The 16,793-nt window shown below is 60.9% G+C and carries 15 protein-coding genes; 9 read left to right on the top strand and 6 right to left on the bottom strand.

Going from position 1 to position 16,793, the window contains the following annotated elements; genetic code table 11:
* Positions 1-2: 2 nt before the first annotated feature.
* Both KZX66_RS15345 and KZX66_RS15340 read right to left on the bottom strand, forming a co-directional pair.
* The gene (locus KZX66_RS15345) at positions 3-1,307 is read right to left on the bottom strand and encodes an ATP-binding protein (RefSeq protein WP_248080748.1); all 1,305 of its coding nucleotides are present in this window, start codon (positions 1,305-1,307) and stop codon (positions 3-5) included.
* Positions 1,308-2,015: a winged helix-turn-helix domain-containing protein gene (locus KZX66_RS15340; RefSeq protein WP_248080746.1), complete on the bottom strand. Its 708-nt coding sequence runs from the start codon at positions 2,013-2,015 to the stop codon at positions 1,308-1,310.
* A 155-nt stretch (positions 2,016-2,170) separates the two neighbouring features.
* Here KZX66_RS15340 and KZX66_RS15335 point away from each other — a divergent pair, with 155 nt between their 5' ends.
* Positions 2,171-3,370: an MFS transporter gene (locus KZX66_RS15335; RefSeq protein WP_248080744.1), complete on the top strand. Its 1,200-nt coding sequence runs from the start codon at positions 2,171-2,173 to the stop codon at positions 3,368-3,370.
* Here the strand turns inward: KZX66_RS15335 and miaE are convergent.
* On the bottom strand, positions 3,326-3,928 hold the full coding sequence (miaE, locus tag KZX66_RS15330) for a tRNA isopentenyl-2-thiomethyl-A-37 hydroxylase MiaE (RefSeq protein ID WP_248080742.1): 603 nt from the start codon (positions 3,926-3,928) through the stop codon (positions 3,326-3,328). The two genes, KZX66_RS15335 and miaE, sit on opposite strands and share 45 nt — an antisense overlap.
* Positions 3,929-4,079: 151 nt before the next feature.
* Between miaE and KZX66_RS15325 the strand changes: the two genes are divergently transcribed.
* Complete coding sequence (locus KZX66_RS15325) at positions 4,080-4,943, top strand: universal stress protein (protein WP_248080740.1); 864 nt, start codon at positions 4,080-4,082, stop codon at positions 4,941-4,943.
* A gap of 3 nt (positions 4,944-4,946) precedes the next feature.
* Here the strand turns inward: KZX66_RS15325 and KZX66_RS15320 are convergent, their stop codons facing one another.
* Positions 4,947-5,417 (bottom strand): DUF1289 domain-containing protein, encoded by a 471-nt coding sequence (locus tag KZX66_RS15320; RefSeq protein WP_248080738.1) that lies wholly within the window; start codon positions 5,415-5,417, stop codon positions 4,947-4,949.
* Positions 5,418-5,814: 397 nt separating this feature from the next.
* Here KZX66_RS15320 and acnB point away from each other — a divergent pair, with 397 nt between their 5' ends.
* Entirely contained in the window at positions 5,815-8,424 is a 2,610-nt protein-coding gene (gene acnB / locus KZX66_RS15315) for a bifunctional aconitate hydratase 2/2-methylisocitrate dehydratase (RefSeq protein ID WP_248081135.1), read from the top strand.
* A 128-nt stretch (positions 8,425-8,552) separates the two neighbouring features.
* Here acnB and KZX66_RS15310 read toward each other — a convergent pair whose 3' ends face one another.
* Positions 8,553-9,830: a serine/threonine transporter gene (locus KZX66_RS15310; RefSeq protein WP_248080736.1), complete on the bottom strand. Its 1,278-nt coding sequence runs from the start codon at positions 9,828-9,830 to the stop codon at positions 8,553-8,555.
* 437 nt (positions 9,831-10,267) lie between these two features.
* Between KZX66_RS15310 and KZX66_RS15305 the strand changes: the two genes are divergently transcribed.
* The 6 genes from KZX66_RS15305 (at position 10,268) to KZX66_RS15280 (ending at position 15,855) form a co-directional block, all read left to right on the top strand.
* Positions 10,268-10,780, top strand: coding sequence for a DUF4822 domain-containing protein (locus KZX66_RS15305; RefSeq protein ID WP_248080734.1), 513 nt, complete (start codon positions 10,268-10,270; stop codon positions 10,778-10,780).
* A gap of 63 nt (positions 10,781-10,843) precedes the next feature.
* Positions 10,844-11,275, top strand: a complete 432-nt coding sequence (locus KZX66_RS15300; RefSeq protein ID WP_248080733.1) for a hypothetical protein — start codon at positions 10,844-10,846, stop codon at positions 11,273-11,275.
* Between the two features lie 135 nt (positions 11,276-11,410).
* Positions 11,411-12,364, top strand: a complete 954-nt coding sequence (locus KZX66_RS15295) for a 2-hydroxyacid dehydrogenase (protein ID WP_248080730.1) — start codon at positions 11,411-11,413, stop codon at positions 12,362-12,364.
* A 129-nt stretch (positions 12,365-12,493) separates the two neighbouring features.
* Positions 12,494-13,561 (top strand): phosphotransferase family protein, encoded by a 1,068-nt coding sequence (locus KZX66_RS15290; protein ID WP_248080727.1) that lies wholly within the window; start codon positions 12,494-12,496, stop codon positions 13,559-13,561.
* Between the two features lie 23 nt (positions 13,562-13,584).
* Complete coding sequence (locus KZX66_RS15285) at positions 13,585-14,352, top strand: SDR family oxidoreductase (protein ID WP_122488127.1); 768 nt, start codon at positions 13,585-13,587, stop codon at positions 14,350-14,352.
* A gap of 69 nt (positions 14,353-14,421) precedes the next feature.
* Positions 14,422-15,855 carry a PLP-dependent aminotransferase family protein gene (locus KZX66_RS15280; protein WP_248080724.1) on the top strand — a complete coding sequence of 478 codons (1,434 nt, stop codon included), beginning with the start codon at positions 14,422-14,424 and terminating at the stop codon, positions 15,853-15,855.
* 96 nt (positions 15,856-15,951) lie between these two features.
* On the opposite strand, the gene KZX66_RS15275 is transcribed toward KZX66_RS15280, so the two are convergent.
* Positions 15,952-16,581 carry a DNA-3-methyladenine glycosylase I gene (locus KZX66_RS15275; RefSeq protein WP_248080721.1) on the bottom strand — a complete coding sequence of 210 codons (630 nt, stop codon included), beginning with the start codon at positions 16,579-16,581 and terminating at the stop codon, positions 15,952-15,954.
* Between the last annotated feature and the right edge of the window lie 212 nt (positions 16,582-16,793).

The raw sequence follows: 16,793 nt of genomic DNA, 5'->3' as shown, positions 1-16,793 counted from the left end.
GCCTACGCACCTGACGGCGCGCTTGAAGGCGAATCCGCATACGCCCACGTCATGCGAAACGACGCGCCGCCCCACTCCGAGTCCATCACGCGCACGTGCCCGCCGTGCCACTGCGACACCCGCTGCACCAGTGCCAGGCCCAGGCCAAAGCCGCCGGTGCGGCGGTCGCGGCTGGCGTCGAGGCGCATAAACGGTTGGAAAATCTTTGACCGGCCCTCCTCCGGCACGCCAGGGCCGTCGTCGCACACACGCACTTCATAGCCGTCGCCAAACCTGACCAGCGACACGTCCACGCGGTGTTCGGCGTAGCGGATGGCGTTGCGCAGCAGGTTGATCACGGCCCGCGCCATAAAGCGCGGTTCGATCTGGATCACGTCCACGTCGCAGGTGCGCAGCGACAATTGAATACCGGCAGCCTCGGCCTCCAGGGCCACGCTGCCGATCACGCTGTCGAGCCAGCTATGGGCTTCGATGGGTTCGCGGGTGACTTGGGTGGCGCCGCGTTCCAGGCTGGCGTAGGTCAGCAACTCGGAGACCATTTCTTCCAACTCACCGAGGTCGGCGTACATGTCGGCGATCAGTTCGACGCGCTGGCGCGGGTCGGCCTGCTGCTTGAGTTGGTCGAGTTCGAACGACAAACGCGCAATCGGCGTGCGCAGCTCGTGGGACACTGCGTTGGTCAGTTCACGTTGGTTGGCGATCAGGTGTTCGATGCGCTCGGCCATCTGATTGAAGTGCCCGGCCAGCTCGCGCACGGTGGAACGGCGCGGCAGCAAAATGCGCGAACCCAAGTCGTTGTCGCCAAAACGTTGTGCGGCCAGGCGGATGTGCTCCAGGTCACGCCAGTGCGGACGCACCCAGAAATACAGCACGATGGCCAGGCAAACCCCAAGAAAACCATAGGCCCACAGGTACAGCCACTTGGGCTCTTCGGGCAGTTTGATTTCCAGCACCTGCGGCCCGCCATCAATACGGGCGAGGAACTCCACGAAGTCGCCACGCACCACCAGCAAGCCGCTGTTGAGCAGCGCCTGTTCGCGCTCAGTCAGGGCCAGCGCGTCTTTTGCCACCAACTTCAAGGGCAGGCCGTAATGCGGTTGCAGCTCGGCCAGCCGCGCCTGACGCGCATCGGCGGGCAGCCCGCGCAGTTGCTCGACCAGGGCGTAGGCCGGGCCGCGCATGGCTTCGCGGTTATAGGTTTCGTTGGCCTCGGGCAGCAACTCATCGAAGGTGTAGTTGACCAGCCAGATAGCTCCCGCCAGGCCCAGGGCCAGGATCACGTACAGGCGCAGAAACAGGCGCAGCATCTAGACCTCCCACGCAAACGGATTGAACAGATAGCCCTTGCCCCAGATGGTCTTGATGCACACCGGCTCACGGGGGTTGTCGTTGAGCTTGGCGCGTAGTTTGCTGATGTACACGTCAACGCTGCGGTTGAGGCCGTCGAAGGCGATGCCGCGCATGCGGTTCAGGATGTCATCGCGGGAAAGGATGGTGCCTGCGCTGCTGGCCAGCAGCCACAGCAGCTCGAATTCCATGGTGGTGAGGTCGATCCTGTCGTCCCCGAGGCTGACCACGCGGCAACTGCGATCAATCGTCAACCGACCGAATTCCACGGCACCACGCACCGTCGGCTCCGGCGCCTGGCGGCGTTGCAGCGCTCGCAGGCGTGCCAGCAGCACCGGTGGCTTGATCGGTTTGATCACATAGTCGTCGGCACCGGACTCCAGGCCGAGGATGTGGTCCAGGTCATCTTCCTTGGCGGTGAGGATCACAATCGGCGTGTCGGACACCGCGCGAATCCCGCGACACACCTGCAGCCCGCTCTGCCCCGGCAGCATCAGGTCGAGCACGACAATCTTGGGTTTGAAATCCAGGAAGGCGGCCAGGGCCTCATCGCCACGGTGCACCACTCGCACCTCGAAGCCATGCTGCGCCAGAAAATGCGCGACCAGCCCCGCCAGCCTCTCGTCGTCCTCAACGAGCAGGACCTTGCCCAGCCCCAGGTTTTCCATATGTTCTCAGTGCAGACGCAGATTGAAGAGGCGCCATTATAGGTGGCAAGCTGGGCAACTGACGCAACCGGTCGCCCCCCAAAGACCAAGCTTCATGCTTTTAAGAGTTTTTAACAAATAGCCCGCACTCTTTAACGCCATTCACAGGGAGCTGTATGCGCAAGGACTATCTGGCGTTCTTTGTTTCGCTGTTCCTGTCCCGCCTGGCGGACCAGATTCTGTTGTTTATCGTGCCGCTGATGGTGTTCCAGACCACCGGCAGCGTGTCCTGGGCCGGGCTGGCATTTTTTGTCGAGTCGCTGCCTCGTTACCTGGCCTTCCCGGTGTGTGGCGCCTTGTGCGACAAGTACTCGCCGCTGCGCATCCTGCACATCAGCCAGGTTTACCGGGCAATGGCCTGCGTTGCCGCGGTGGCGCTTCATGGGGTGTTCGACGGCATTTACTGGCTGGTGTTGTTGTCGGCGCTGTGTGGGGTACTGACCACCCAGGGCATCATGGCGCGGGAAGTGGTGATGCCGCACATTTTCAAGCACTACACCTACGCCAAAACCCTGTCCTACTCACAGATCGCCGACCAGGGCGGCCTGGTGCTGGGCCCGCTGGCGGCGGCGCTGATGCTTGAGGTGTGGGCGTGGCAGTGGGTGGTGCTGGGCGTTGGCGGATTGTTCGTGCTGGCGGACGTGGCGATGCGGGTCTGGCAGCGCAACACCACGGTGCGCCTGGAAACCTATGCACAGCATCGCGATATCTGGCTGAAACCTCTGCGTATTGCGTTCGGGCATATCCGCAGCCTGGCAGCGCTCAGGCGCGTGATCACCCTGGCCATCGGCGTGAACCTGTTGATCGGCGTGACGCTGGCCACATCCGCCGCCATGATCACGGGCCAGTACGCCGCCGGCAAAGACGCCTACGCCCTGCTGCAAGCCGCCGGCGCCGGGGTCACGATCGTGATTCTGTTTTATCTGGCGCGGTCTTCGTTGCCGCTGAAAGTCATGGGCGGCGTGTCGTATTCGATGATTGCCGCAGGGGCATTGATCATGGCGATCAGCCCCAACGCGGGGGCCTATACGCTGGGTTTCCTGCTGGTGACCGGCTTCGACAAGATGTTCAACGTGTACCTGCGCAGCACGCGTCAGCAGGTGATTCCCGTGGAGGATTTCGGCAAGACGGTGGGCGTGATCACCCTGCTCAATAACCTGCCGCAACCGCTGGCAGGCTTGACGGTGGCGGTGTTGGCCGCACCACTGGGCACGCAAACGGTGATCCTGTTGCTGACCGGGATCGCCGCCGTGATCGGCGTGGCCGTGGCCTCAGGCTGGCACGCCACTGTGAAAGCGGAACTCGACGTCGGGTGACTCAATCAGCTCCTGTTCGGCTGCCCTGACGCGCTCGATCACCTGGGCGATGTCCTTGGCGTCGCCGTATTGATAGGCCAGCTTCAGGTAACCCTGAAAGTGCCGCGCCTCGCTTTTGAGCAGGCCAAAGTAGAACTTGCTGAGTTCTTCGTCCAAATGTGGCACCAGCGCTTCGAACCGCTCGCAACTGCGCGCTTCGATAAATGCGCCGACCACCAGGGTATCCACCAATTTCACCGGCTCGTGGCTGCGCACCACCTTGCGCAAGCCCGAGGCATACCGGCTGGCGTGCAACTGACGCAGTTCGATCTTGCGCTTTTTCATCAGGCGCATGACTTGCTCGTGGTGCACCAGTTCTTCCCGGGCCAGGCGCGACATCATATTGATCAGGTCGACATGGCCGTAGTACTTGGCGATCAGGCTCAGGGCGGTGCTGGCGGCCTTGAATTCGCAGTTCTTGTGGTCGATCAGCAAGGTTTCCTGATCGGCCAGCGCGGCCTGGACCCAGGCATCAGGGGTGCGGCAACCGAGGAATTCGTGGATTTCTGGCAGGTTCATCGGGCTCACGGGCAAAAGGATCACAAAAGGCCGGCGATTATACCGACCACGCCGCAGACCACCAGCCACTGGCCTTGATGTGCATCAACATGACGTGCGGCGCGGGGCAACTATAGTGAATGAACGCCCACCCCTTTTGGAGATTCCGAGCATGCAAGCCATTCGCAGCATTTTGGTGGTCATCGAGCCCGAGCATTCGGATAGCCTGGCCCTCAAACGCGCCAAGCTGATCGCCGGGGTGACCGGTGCAAAGCTGCATTTGCTGGTCTGCGACAAAAAGCATGAGCATTCGGCGCTACTCAGCCTGCTCAAGACGGGTTTGCAGGAAGACGGCTACAGCGTCACCACCGAACAGGCCTGGAACGAAAACCTGCATGAAACCATCATCGAGGCGCAGCAGGCCGAGGGCTGCGGCCTGGTGATCAAGCAGCACTTTCCCGACAGCCCGTTGAAAAAGGCGCTGCTGACCCCGGCGGACTGGAAGCTGCTGCGTTACTGCCCGACAGCGGTGCTGCTGGTCAAGACCTCTACCCCCTGGGCCGGCAAGGTGATTCTGGCAGCCATCGACGTGGGCAATACCGATGACGAACACCGCTCACTGCACACCTCGATCATCGACCACGGTTTCGATATCGCCAGTCTGGCCAAGGCGCAGTTACACGTGATCAGCGCCCATCCGTCGCCGATGCTGTCGGCGGCAGACCCGACGTTCCAGCTCACCGAAACCATCCAGGCGCGCTATCGCGAGCAATGCAAGGCATTCCAGGCGGAGTTCGATGTGGATGACAGGCATTTGCACATTGAGGAAGGTCCGGCGGATGTGTTGATCCCTTTCGCGGCGCAAAAGTACCAGGCCGCCGTTACCATCATCGGTACAGTGGCACGCACCGGTCTAACCGGCGCCTTGATCGGAAATACGGCAGAAGTGGTTTTGGATAAGGTGGAGGGCGACGTGCTGGTGCTCAAACCACAGACACTTATGAACCAATTGGAAAAGCTGGCGAGCAAACCCTGACGGTCAGGGGCCTAGCGCCTCTTTGAGAAACCCCGGCGCGATATAGCGCTGGTAGTGGGCTTCGGACAGGATAAAGAACTCACGGTCGATGGCGTCGCGCAGATCCGGCAGCGGCCAGTCGCGAAACTCCGGCAGCAGCACCATGCCATAGGCTTGCAGATTGGAAATCACCCGCGCGCCCCGAGCGATCAGTTGGTAGGCCCAGCAGTAAGGCGACTGGTGCGGCACGAAGCGGATCTTGCGCTGCTCAAGCTGGCCGCGCAGGGCCGCGGGATCGAACACCTCCAGCTTGCCGGCCATCACCTGCACCAGCAATTGCTCCAGGCGCAGCCAGACCGCCCGTTTTTCCTCTTCGTGATAGCCGTTCCACTGGACCACTTCGTGGTGGAAGCGCTTGCAGCCGCGGCACACCAGATCACCGTAAACCGTGGAGCACAGGCCGACACAGGGGGTTTTGATGGTTGGGCTGGGCATGGGCAACGGCACGCTAATCAGCGAAACAATGCGCCATGTTAGCCCTTTGTCTAAGAGTGATCACCCAGCAAACTTGCGGTGGCAACTTACCTTTAGACATTTTTTGCCGTAGAATCACCCGGCCTTGTAAGGCGCCAATAATCCGCTGGAAGCTGTTTTCAAAGCGTCACGAGCACAGTCGTTCCTTCAGAACGGTGTTGGCGATGGTTATTACCCGGTAGGTAGATAACCAGCGCCAACCCTCATCAGCCCCGTTCTGCAGGCGTAAAACTTTGAAAGCAGCTTCTGTGAGGAATGTCGGCAGCGCTGGCTTTGCGGCCCAAAAAGCCCCCGAGCGCATGCGTGCCGTTCATTTCTGGATGAGCGTCCCGTGGGACCACTGATGAGGGTAATAACTGTGCTTGAAGCCTACCGCAAACATATCGAAGAGCGCGCAGCACTGGGTATCGTTCCCCAGCCGCTTAACGCCGAACAAACCGCAGGCCTGGTCGAGCTGCTGAAAAATCCCCCGGCTGGCGAAGAAGAATTCCTCGTTGACCTGATCACCAACCGCATTCCACCAGGCGTTGACGAAGCTGCCTACGTCAAGGCCGGTTTCCTGTCTGCCCTGGCCAAGGGCGAAGCCACTTCCCCTCTGATCGACAAAAAGCGCGCGGTTGAACTGCTTGGCACCATGCAAGGCGGCTACAACATCGTGACGCTGGTCGAGCTGCTGGACGACGCCACGCTTGCGCCTGTCGCCGCCGCCCAACTCAAGCACACCCTGCTGATGTTCGATGCGTTCCACGACGTGGCTGAAAAAGCCCGCAACGGCAACGAGCACGCCAAGTCCGTGATCCAATCCTGGGCTGACGGCGAGTGGTTCCGCAACCGCCCTACCCTGGCCGACAAGATCAGCCTGCGCGTGTTCAAGGTGACCGGCGAAACCAACACCGACGACCTGTCTCCTGCGCCTGACGCCTGGTCCCGCCCAGACATCCCGCTGCACGCCCTGGCCATGCTGAAAATGGCCCGTGAAGGCATCGTGCCAGACGAGCAAGGCAAGACCGGCCCGATGAAGCAGATCGAAGAAATGCGCGGCCAAGGCTTCCCTATCGCCTACGTCGGTGACGTGGTCGGTACCGGCTCTTCGCGTAAATCGGCGACCAACTCCGTACTGTGGTTCTTCGGCGACGACGTGCCTTACGTGCCGAACAAGCGCGCCGGCGGCTTCTGCTTCGGCAGCAAGATCGCTCCGATCTTCTACAACACCATGGAAGATGCGGGCGCACTGCCGATCGAATTCGACGTGACCAACATGAACATGGGCGACGTGATCGACCTGTACCCCCATGCTGGCAAAGTCTGCAAACACGGCACCGACGAAGTCCTCACCACCTTCGAAATGAAGACCCCGGTGCTGTTGGACGAAGTCCGTGCCGGCGGCCGTATCCCGCTGATCATCGGCCGTGGCCTGACCGACAAGGCGCGTGCCGAGCTGGGCCTGGGCCCTACCGACCTGTTCAAGCTGCCTGAAGCCCCTGTCGACACCGGCAAAGGTTTCACCCTGGCGCAGAAAATGGTCGGCAAGGCCTGCGGTCTGCCGGAAGGCAAAGGCGTTCGTCCAGGTACGTACTGCGAACCGAAGATGACCACCGTAGGTTCCCAGGACACTACAGGTCCTATGACCCGTGATGAACTCAAAGACCTGGCGTGCCTGGGCTTCTCGACCGATCTGGTGATGCAGTCCTTCTGCCACACCGCGGCTTACCCCAAGCCGATCGACGTGACCACCCACCACACCCTGCCTGACTTCATCATGACCCGTGGCGGCGTATCGCTGCGTCCAGGCGACGGCATCATCCACAGCTGGCTGAACCGCATGCTGCTGCCGGACACCGTCGGTACCGGTGGTGACTCCCACACCCGTTTCCCGATGGGCATTTCGTTCCCGGCCGGTTCCGGTCTGGTCGCGTTCGCCGCAGCCACTGGCGTGATGCCACTGGACATGCCGGAATCGATCCTGGTGCGCTTCAAAGGCAAGATGAAACCTGGCATCACCCTGCGTGACCTGGTTCATGCCATTCCTTACTACGCGATCCAGTCCGGTTTGCTGACCGTAGAAAAGAAAGGCAAGAAAAACGCCTTCTCCGGCCGCATCCTGGAAATCGAAGGCCTGAACGACCTGACGCTGGAACAGGCTTTCGAGCTGTCCGACGCCTCGGCCGAACGTTCGGCTGCCGGTTGCACCATCAAGCTGTCCAAAGAGTCGGTCACCGAGTACCTGAACTCCAACATCACCCTGCTGCGCTGGATGATCGGCGAAGGCTACGGCGATGCACGCACCCTGGAACGTCGCGCCCAAGCGATGGAAGCCTGGGTAGCCAACCCTGAGCTGATGGAAGCCGATGCCGACGCCGAATACGCTGAAGTCATCGAGATCGACCTGGCGGAAATCAACGAGCCAATCCTCTGCGCCCCTAACGACCCGGACGACGCTCGTCTGCTGTCCAGCGTTGCCGGCGAGAAGATCGACGAAGTGTTCATCGGTTCGTGCATGACCAACATCGGTCACTTCCGCGCGGCCGGCAAGTTGCTGGAACAGGTCAAGGGTCAGCTGCCAACCCGTCTGTGGCTGTCGCCGCCGACCAAGATGGACGCTCACCAACTGACCGAAGAAGGCTACTACGGCATCTACGGCAAGGCTGGCGCACGCATGGAAATGCCGGGCTGCTCGCTGTGCATGGGTAACCAGGCACGGGTAGAACCGAACTCCACCGTGGTGTCGACGTCGACCCGTAACTTCCCGAACCGCCTGGGTGATGGTGCTAACGTCTACCTGGCTTCGGCTGAGCTGGCGGCAGTGGCCTCCACTCTGGGTCGCCTGCCGACCGTCGAAGAGTACATGGGCTACGCAGCGAAACTGGACACCATGGCCAGTGACGTCTACCGCTACCTGAACTTCGACCAGATCGCTGAGTTCCGCAAGATCGCAGCAAGCGCCAACATCCCGGTGATTCAAGCCTAAGGTGTTGATGTAAAAAACGCCGCGTATCGAAAGATGCGCGGCGTTTTTTTATGCTTGGAACACAGCTTTTTATGTCACCACAAAACACATGCGCGAGCTCTTCACGGCCTGAAAGACCGTGCTGGGCATCAAGCAATAAACGAATACACCAAGGCCGTAATCGCCACCAGGCCTACCGCCGTGACAAACACGTTGGACGCCTGCCAACGGTACTTGGCCATGGCCGGCACCTTACGGATGGCGTACATCGGCATCAGGAACAGGATGGACGCGATGATCGGCCCGCCCAGGGTCTCGATCATGCCGAGAATGCTTGGGTTGAGCGTGGCGACGATCCAGCACACCACCAACATGAACGCCGCCGTCATGCGGTCCAGCGTCTTCGCCCCCGGGCGACGACCGCTCTTGAGCACCAACCCCTTAAGGCCTTCGCTGGCGCCTATGTAGTGGCCCAGGAACGACTTGGCAATCGCCACGAACGCAATCAATGGCGCAGCGAATGCGATGGTCGGGTTGTTGAAGTGGTTGGCCAGATACGACAGGATCGACAGATTCTGCGCCTTCGCTTCGGCCAGCTGTGCCGGCGACAGGGTCAGCACGCAGCTGAACACGAAGAACAGCACCATCACCACCATCAACAGGTGCGCGCGGGACAGGATCTGCGAGCTGCGCTCATCGGCGCGATCACCGTACTGGCGCTTCTGGTCTACCGCGAAGGCCGAAATGATCGGCGAGTGGTTGAACGAGAACACCATCACTGGAATCGCCAGCCACAACGTGTTGAGCAACGCGGACGGTGCCGGCACCACACTCGCGGTGCTGAGAATGCCGCCATTCCAATGCGGCACGAGGTACACGGCAAGAAACAGCAATGCGACGATAAACGGGTACACCATCAGGCTCATGGCCTTGACGATCACTTGCTCACCGCAGCGCACCACTGCCAACAGGCCCAGGATCAGCACGAAGGACAGGATTGCCCGCGGCGGCGGCAGGATATGCAACTGATGCTCCATGAAGCTGCCGACCGTGTTGGTCAACGCCACGCTGTAGATCAGCAGGATCGGAAAAATCGCAAAGAAGTAGAGCAAGGTGATCAGCGCGCCGGCTTTGATGCCGAAGTGTTCCTCGACGACGTCGGTGATGTCCGAGCCTGCACGGCCGGACAGCACGAAGCGGGTCAGGCCACGGTGCGCGAAAAAGGTCATCGGGAACGCCAGCAGCGCGAGGATCACCAGCGGCCAGAAACCACCCAGGCCCGCGTTGATCGGCAGAAACAAAGTACCGGCGCCAATGGCGGTGCCGAACAGACCGAGCATCCAGGTGGTGTCCTGGCGGCTCCAGCTTGAGAGGGTTGCAGGTGTCGTCTCATAGCGTTCGTCGACGCTATTGGCCTGATCATTCATCCGGTCGGATCTCCGCATTTGCACGGCCGGGACGAGTCAGAAAAACCTGACAGGCAGCGTCCCGACCATAGAAGGGGCCGGATTGTCCGGGATTCTCGTGAATAAGCAAAGACTTAGCTGAGGAACGGTGATGCGGTGCAGTGGTTTTTACAATCGACTCGACGCCGACAAGGGGGCGTGCTTTTGGCTGCACATATACAAGAAAACATCTACAGACCTAATCACTTAAAGCGCACTTTCGGAAACTACCTACTTACACTTCAGACGTAATTCTTATTTAAACCTTGTTTAGCAGAATCATTGTTACAGACCTATTCAAGGCATTGAGCGCGTTTTTCATCACACTTATATTCCGTGCACTCTTTCTATGAGTAGCCGATCGATATTGATCAATTTTAAATAACAATAAGTGACCCACTTCAGGTCAGGATTTCCCCATGAAAACATACCGCGTTATGGCTGCACGCCTGTTTCTCGCCGCACTGCTTGCCCCCTCCATCACCCATGCACAATCGATACAGACCGAGCCTGATGTCCGCGCGTTCGCCTCATCGCCCCGCTGGCTGACAACCAAGGTCTACCTTGAAGGTGCCCCGGACATCGACGTCAAAGACAAATACCCCGGCGTAGTTGGCATCTCCATGTGGGACCCCGACCGCAATCGCTATGAGTTTTTCTACACGGACACAGGCCTATCGAAGTATGAGCACGGCGGCGGGGGCTACTTCATGGTCACCGGCGACCGGAAAACCCATATCCTCGTGCCCGACAAAGGCCCCAACCGCACGGTCGTGCGCCGCCTGGAGGCGCTGAATAACCAGGCGTTCACCTACTCCCGCGAAGTGCCCCGCGACATGATCGAAACCAATGCGCCCGTGCGTATCTACGTCGTTCATGCCCCCTATACAGGTACGGTTCAAACCACCCCTTCCAGTGCCTATGCGCAATAACAGCCAAGCCCGGCACACCCCTTGAAAACTTGCACCCCACTGTTCATCAACAGGTGACCACCTATGCACGCCTTGTTTAAATCCTGCGTACTTCCCACTGCCTTCCTCTGCGCCCTTATTACTGCCGGGGCCCACGCACAAGTCCAATCCCCCAGCCGCGTAACACAACCGGCTATTACAACTGACAATGCCATCATGTTGACGGTTTTTCTCAAACACGACCAATCGCGCCCATTAAGCGAACTGCGGGCCCAACTCGATAAACAAGAGTTCTATAAAGTATTTCCGCCTGCCGGGGTCGAGGTGGTCAGTTGGAATATCACCATGGGTATCGGCCAGGTCGTGGTGCTGCGCTTTCCCGCTTCGCGCCTGTCGGCGGTGAATCTGGCCCTGGAGAACACCGCCTGGGGCGCTTACCGCACCGAGTTCTTCCCGACTTACGATTTCCGCGACATCGCCCAGGCGCAACAAGACAAGGCACGACAAACCCGCTGACGCCCAAACCCACGCACAGCGCCCGCCGCCCCGCGCGAGCGCTGGCGTGCCGGGCCGACTTCTTTCGCCTGCGGGCGCTTCTGCTTACAAAATCCCGCATAATCCAGACATCGAAGCCCATAGCAAGAGCCGCCCATGCCCGCCACTGTTCTGGTCCTGGTTGAAACCATCAACGACTACCTGCCCATTATCGAGAGCAATGACTTTCACGTGATTCTGGCGCCCACGCCCCTCGAACGCGCCCAGGCCATCAAGGCTCACGGCGACCAGGTCCAGGCGGTGCTGACCCGTGGCCCGCTGGGCCTGTACGCCGAGGAAATCGCCGCCCTGCCGCTGCTGGAAATCATCTGCGTGATCGGCGCCGGCTATGAACATGTCGACCTGCAGGCCGCCAGCAATCGCGGGATCGTCGTCACCAACGGCGCCGGGGTAAATGCACCTTCGGTGGCCGACCACGCCATGGCGCTGCTGCTGTCTCTGGTGCGCGGCATCCCGCAGACCGACGCCGCCGTGCGCCGCAACGAATGGCCCAAGGTCATGCGCCCCTCGCTGGGTGGCAAGCAGCTGGGCATTCTCGGACTGGGTGCCGTGGGCCTGGAGATCGCCAGGCGCGCATCCCTGGGGTTCGGCATGCAAGTGAGCTATCACAATCGCCAGCCACGGGACGACGTGGACTACACCTACTGCGCCACCCCCGTGGAACTGGCGCGCACCTCGGACTTCCTGATCCTGGCCACCCCCGGCGGTGCCGGCACGCGCCACTTGATCGACCGCAACGCGCTCGACGCCCTGGGGCCCAATGGTTATCTGGTCAATATCGGCCGCGGCAGCGTGGTGGTCACTGCCGACTTGATTACCGCCCTTGAACAACGCCGCATCGGCGGCGCCGCCCTGGATGTGTTCGATGACGAGCCAGAGGTGCCCGACGCCCTTAAGCGCCTCGGCAATACCGTGCTCACCTCCCATGTCGCCGGCCTGTCGCCCGAGGCGGCTCATGACACCGTGCAACGGGTGGCCGACAACCTGGTGGAGCACTTCGCGGGGCGCCCGGTGCTCACGCCGGTGGCGTTGCCGCCGCCCGTAAAATGACCGATCAGGCACGCTGATTATCCTCCAACACGCTAACCTATTAAGCCGCCCCGACCTTGTCGCTGGGCGGCTGTGCGCATTAGATTAGGAAATAGTCCGAGGCCTCTAGAATAAGCAGAAGGGATAAGCATGGCGCTGAACGACCAATCGACCCAGATTCGCCCTGGCGAAGAACTTGATGCCAGCCTGATCGATCCCTACCTCAAGGCCCATATTCCAGGCCTGAGCGGCACCCCCACGATCAGCCAGTTTCCGGGAGGCGCGTCCAACCTGACCTACCTGCTGGAATACCCCGGCCAGGAATTCGTGCTGCGCCGCCCGCCCTTTGGCCACAAGGCCAAGTCCGCCCATGACATGGGCCGCGAATTCCGCATTCTTAACAGGCTTAAAGACGGTTTCCCGTATTGCCCCAAAGCCTATGTGCATTGCACCGACGAGTCGGTGATCGGCGCCGAGTTCTACGTGATGGAGCGCGTCAACGGCATCATCCTGCGCTCCGACCTGCCCGCCGAACTGGGGCTGGACGCCACGGCGACTCAGGCGCTGTGCAAAAGCTTTATCGACAAATTCGTCGAACTGCACCAGGTGGACTACACCGCCTGCGGTCTGGGCGACCTGGGCAAACCCGAAGGCTATGTGGCGCGCCAGATCCGCGGCTGGAGCGAGCGCTACGAAAAAGCCCTGACCCCCGACGCGCCCAAATGGGAAGCGGTAACTGCCTGGCTCAACGACAAGATGCCCGCCGACCACCCCACCTCGAGCATCGTGCACAACGACTACCGTTTCGATAACGTAATCCTCGACCCGCACAACCCGATGCAGATCATCGGCGTGCTCGACTGGGAACTGACCACCCTCGGCGACCCGCTGATGGACCTGGGCAACACCCTCGCCTACTGGATCGAAGCCGCCGACCCGGCACCGGTGCAATTGATGCGCCGCCAGCCGAGTAACGCCCCCGGCATGCTTACCCGTCGCCAGTTCGTCGACTACTACGCCGAGCGCGCAGGCATCCAGATCGACAACTTCGACTTCTACTACACCTACGGCCTGTTCCGTCTGGCCGGCATCGTGCAGCAGATCTACTACCGCTTCTTCCATGGCCAGACCCAGGACAAACGCTTTGCGCAGTTCATTCAGATGAACAAACTGCTGGAGCAGATGAGCCTGAACGTCATTCGTCAATCAGCCCTCTGATCGCACAAAAACAAGGAACCCCCATGTCCAAGACTCATCTGTTCGACCTCGACGGCAAAATTGCGTTTGTGTCCGGCGCCAGCCGTGGCATCGGCGAGGCCATCGCCAAGTTGCTGGCCCAGCAAGGCGCCCACGTGATCGTATCCAGCCGCAAGCTCGAAGGCTGCCAGCACGTCGCCGACGCGATCATCGCCGACGGCGGCAAAGCCACGGCGGTGGCCTGCCACATCGGTGAGATGGAGCAGATCACTCAAGTGTTCGCCGGCATTCGCGAGCAGTTCGGTCGCCTGGATATCCTGGTCAACAACGCGGCCACCAACCCGCAGTTCTGCAACGTACTGGACACCGACCTGGGTGCGTTCCAGAAAACCGTTGACGTGAACATTCGCGGCTACTTCTTCATGTCGGTGGAAGCCGGCAAGCTGATGCGCGAAAACGGCGGCGGCAGCATCATCAACGTAGCGTCGATCAACGGCATCTCGCCGGGCGTGTTCCAGGGCATCTATTCGGTGACCAAGGCCGCCGTGATCAACATGACCAAGGTGTTCGCCAAGGAATGCGCCGAGTTCGGCATCCGTTGCAACGCCCTGCTGCCGGGCTTGACCGACACCAAGTTCGCCTCAGCCCTGGTAAAGAACGACGCCATCCTGAAAATGGCCCTGGCGCAGATCCCCCTCAAGCGCGTGGCCGACCCGAGCGAAATGGCGGGTGCGGTGCTGTTCCTGGCCAGTGACGCGTCCAGCTACACCACCGGCGTGTCGCTGAATGTGGACGGTGGTTTCCTGTCCTGACATCGCCTGGTTTGTTCAGATCGATTTGCGCGTAACCTTGGCGCAGATCGATCTGTCTCAGGATGAAACATGGAATTGCACATCGTCATCACCGGCCGCAAGGACCTCGCCGCCCAGCTTTATCAGCAATTGCGCGAAGCCATCGCCACCGGGCGACTGTGCGCAGGCGCACAACTGCCGCCAAGCCGCCTGCTCGCCGAGCAGTTGGGTATCTCGCGCAAAACCGTTTCCGACACCTACGCCAACCTGACGTACGAAGGCCTGCTGGTCGGCAGGATCGGTCGGGGCACCTTCGTCAATGCGTGGGCACCGGCACCTGAGCGTGAACTCACCGCCACCGACCTGGCCTGCGCCGCCAACCTGGCCAAATGGCAGTCGCTGCCCACCCCCATGCGCCACCCCACCCACGACAGCCTCCTGCGTTACGAATTTATCGGCGGCGCCACCAGCCGCCAGCAGTTCCCCCAGGATGAATGGCGCCGCTGCACCCAGGATGCGCTGCGGCGCATTGCGCAGAACAGTGGCTTCTACAGCCAGCCCGAAGGCCTGTCGTCGCTACGAAGTGCGATTGCCGGGCATATTGCGTTTTCCCGTGGCGTCAAATGCGGCGATGACGACATCGTCGTGACTAACGGCGCGCAGCAGGCGATCGACCTGCTCGCCCGCGTGGTACTGGAACCGGGCAGCATCGTCGCCATGGAAGACCCCGGCTACAGCCCCGCGCGTCAGCTGTTCACGGCCATGGGCGCCCGCGTCGCCGGCGTGCCGGTGGATGACCAGGGCATTGTGGTCGAGCAAATTCCCGACGGGACGCGGTTGATCTATGTGACGCCATCCCACCAATTCCCCCTCGGCATGCCCATGAGCCTGGCGCGTCGTGAAGCGTTGCTGGCGCGCGCGTTCGAATTGGGGGCGATCATTATCGAGGACGATTACGACAGCGAATTCCGCTACGAAGGTCGCCCCACCGACTCGCTGCAAAGTATGGACACCCGTGGCGTGGTCACCTACGTCGGCACCTTCTCCAAAACCCTGCTGCCCGAGCTGCGCCTGGGCTACCTGGTGCTGCCGCCGGCGATCCACGGCGCGCTGATCAAAGCCAAGCAACTGACCGACCAGCACAGCTCCACGCTGGCGCAATGGGCGCTAGCCAAGTTCATCAGCGAAGGCTATCTGCTCAAGCATATTCGGCGCTGCCATACGGTGTATGCCGGGCGCCGTGAACGCATCCTGCAACGCCTGGCCGGGGATCTGTCGCCGTGGTTCGAGGCCGTGCCCAGCGTGGCCGGGTTCCATCTGGCCGCGCTGTGCACGGTGCCGGTGGATATTCCACAGTTGGTGGCATTGGCGCGCCAGGCGCAGGTCGGGTTGTATCCGCTGGAAGTGTTCTTCCACGACGCCCCCGTGCGTGCGGGGCTGATTATCGGTTTTGGCGCCATCGAAACCCTGGACATCGACCCGGCGCTGGACAAGGTGCGCAGCATTCTTCAGCAGATTGCCTAAGGGGCTTTGCGGCAGTTTGGTCGTTAGTGCTGACGCCCCTGTCGCAGTAAATCGCCCCAACGGCGGGCACAGGTTTGACCGCGTCCAGCCAGGCATTCAGGGGCGTTTGAACTCGCGCCGCAGCGCTTCAATGCGCTGACGGCACAAGCAGCCTTCAAGATGGTCGTTGACCATCCCCATCGCCTGCATCAACGCATACATCGTGGTCGGCCCCACGAACGTCCAGCCACGCTTTTTCAAGGCCTTGGACAGCCTTACCGAGGCCGGCGAGGTGGGATTGCCCGACCAATAAGCCAGGTCCACCACGGCCGGACGCTCTTGCGGGCCGGGTTCAAACGTCCATAGCCACCTCGCCAGCGAGCCGGTTTCATCCACCAGCTCACAGGCCCTGCGCGCATTGTTGATGGCAGAAACAATCTTGGCCCGATTACGCACAATGCCCGCATCCTGCATCAAGCGTTCGATATCCGCCTCGCCGTACTGCGCCACCCGGCGAAAATCAAAGCCGTCGAACGCCTGCCGGAAGTGCTCACGCTTGCGCAGAATGGTGATCCACGCCATGCCCGCCTGGAAGCCTTCCAGACAAATCTTCTCGTACAGCTGGATATCAACCGCCACCGGCACGCCCCACTCATGGTCGTGGTAATGCGGATACTCCGCTGCCGACGTGCGCCACGCGCAATAGGTGCGTCCGGCCGGGTCGGTAATCAGTCCTGATGCGTCCATCCATCACCTCATGTGCCGAAAACGGATCATAAGCGAAAAATTTCGCACCCCGCCAATGGCTCAAGCCTGACCCTCAGCGACCAACTGGTCAGACCGGAACCCGTCAATTGACGAATAATGACTTGTTATTTCAAAAATACTTGGCCTAGACTGGAGACGCACTGGACTTACCGGTATGACCACAACAATTAAGCCCTGGAACCACCAGGGCA

Origin of the sequence: Pseudomonas sp. EYE_354, assembly GCF_023148575.1 — a bacterium.
In the GTDB taxonomy this organism is placed as follows: Bacteria; Pseudomonadota; Gammaproteobacteria; order Pseudomonadales; family Pseudomonadaceae; genus Aquipseudomonas.
The sequence above is the reverse complement of the archived record's forward strand: the minus strand, read 5'-3'. Positions and strand labels throughout refer to the sequence as shown.

Bases quoted from the DNA above. Each gene is read 5' to 3' on its own strand.
- KZX66_RS15345 (WP_248080748.1), bottom strand. From the start codon at position 1,307: ATGCTGCGCCTGTTTCTGCGCCTGTACGTGATCCTGGCCCTGGGCCTG.
- KZX66_RS15340 (WP_248080746.1), bottom strand. From the start codon at position 2,015: ATGGAAAACCTGGGGCTGGGCAAGGTCCTGCTCGTTGAGGACGACGAG.
- KZX66_RS15335 (WP_248080744.1), top strand. From the start codon at position 2,171: ATGCGCAAGGACTATCTGGCGTTCTTTGTTTCGCTGTTCCTGTCCCGC.
- miaE (WP_248080742.1), bottom strand. From the start codon at position 3,928: ATGAACCTGCCAGAAATCCACGAATTCCTCGGTTGCCGCACCCCTGAT.
- KZX66_RS15325 (WP_248080740.1), top strand. From the start codon at position 4,080: ATGCAAGCCATTCGCAGCATTTTGGTGGTCATCGAGCCCGAGCATTCG.
- KZX66_RS15320 (WP_248080738.1), bottom strand. From the start codon at position 5,417: ATGCCCAGCCCAACCATCAAAACCCCCTGTGTCGGCCTGTGCTCCACG.
- KZX66_RS15310 (WP_248080736.1), bottom strand. From the start codon at position 9,830: ATGAATGATCAGGCCAATAGCGTCGACGAACGCTATGAGACGACACCT.
- KZX66_RS15305 (WP_248080734.1), top strand. From the start codon at position 10,268: ATGAAAACATACCGCGTTATGGCTGCACGCCTGTTTCTCGCCGCACTG.
- KZX66_RS15300 (WP_248080733.1), top strand. From the start codon at position 10,844: ATGCACGCCTTGTTTAAATCCTGCGTACTTCCCACTGCCTTCCTCTGC.
- KZX66_RS15295 (WP_248080730.1), top strand. From the start codon at position 11,411: ATGCCCGCCACTGTTCTGGTCCTGGTTGAAACCATCAACGACTACCTG.
- KZX66_RS15290 (WP_248080727.1), top strand. From the start codon at position 12,494: ATGGCGCTGAACGACCAATCGACCCAGATTCGCCCTGGCGAAGAACTT.
- KZX66_RS15285 (WP_122488127.1), top strand. From the start codon at position 13,585: ATGTCCAAGACTCATCTGTTCGACCTCGACGGCAAAATTGCGTTTGTG.
- KZX66_RS15280 (WP_248080724.1), top strand. From the start codon at position 14,422: ATGGAATTGCACATCGTCATCACCGGCCGCAAGGACCTCGCCGCCCAG.
- KZX66_RS15275 (WP_248080721.1), bottom strand. From the start codon at position 16,581: ATGGACGCATCAGGACTGATTACCGACCCGGCCGGACGCACCTATTGC.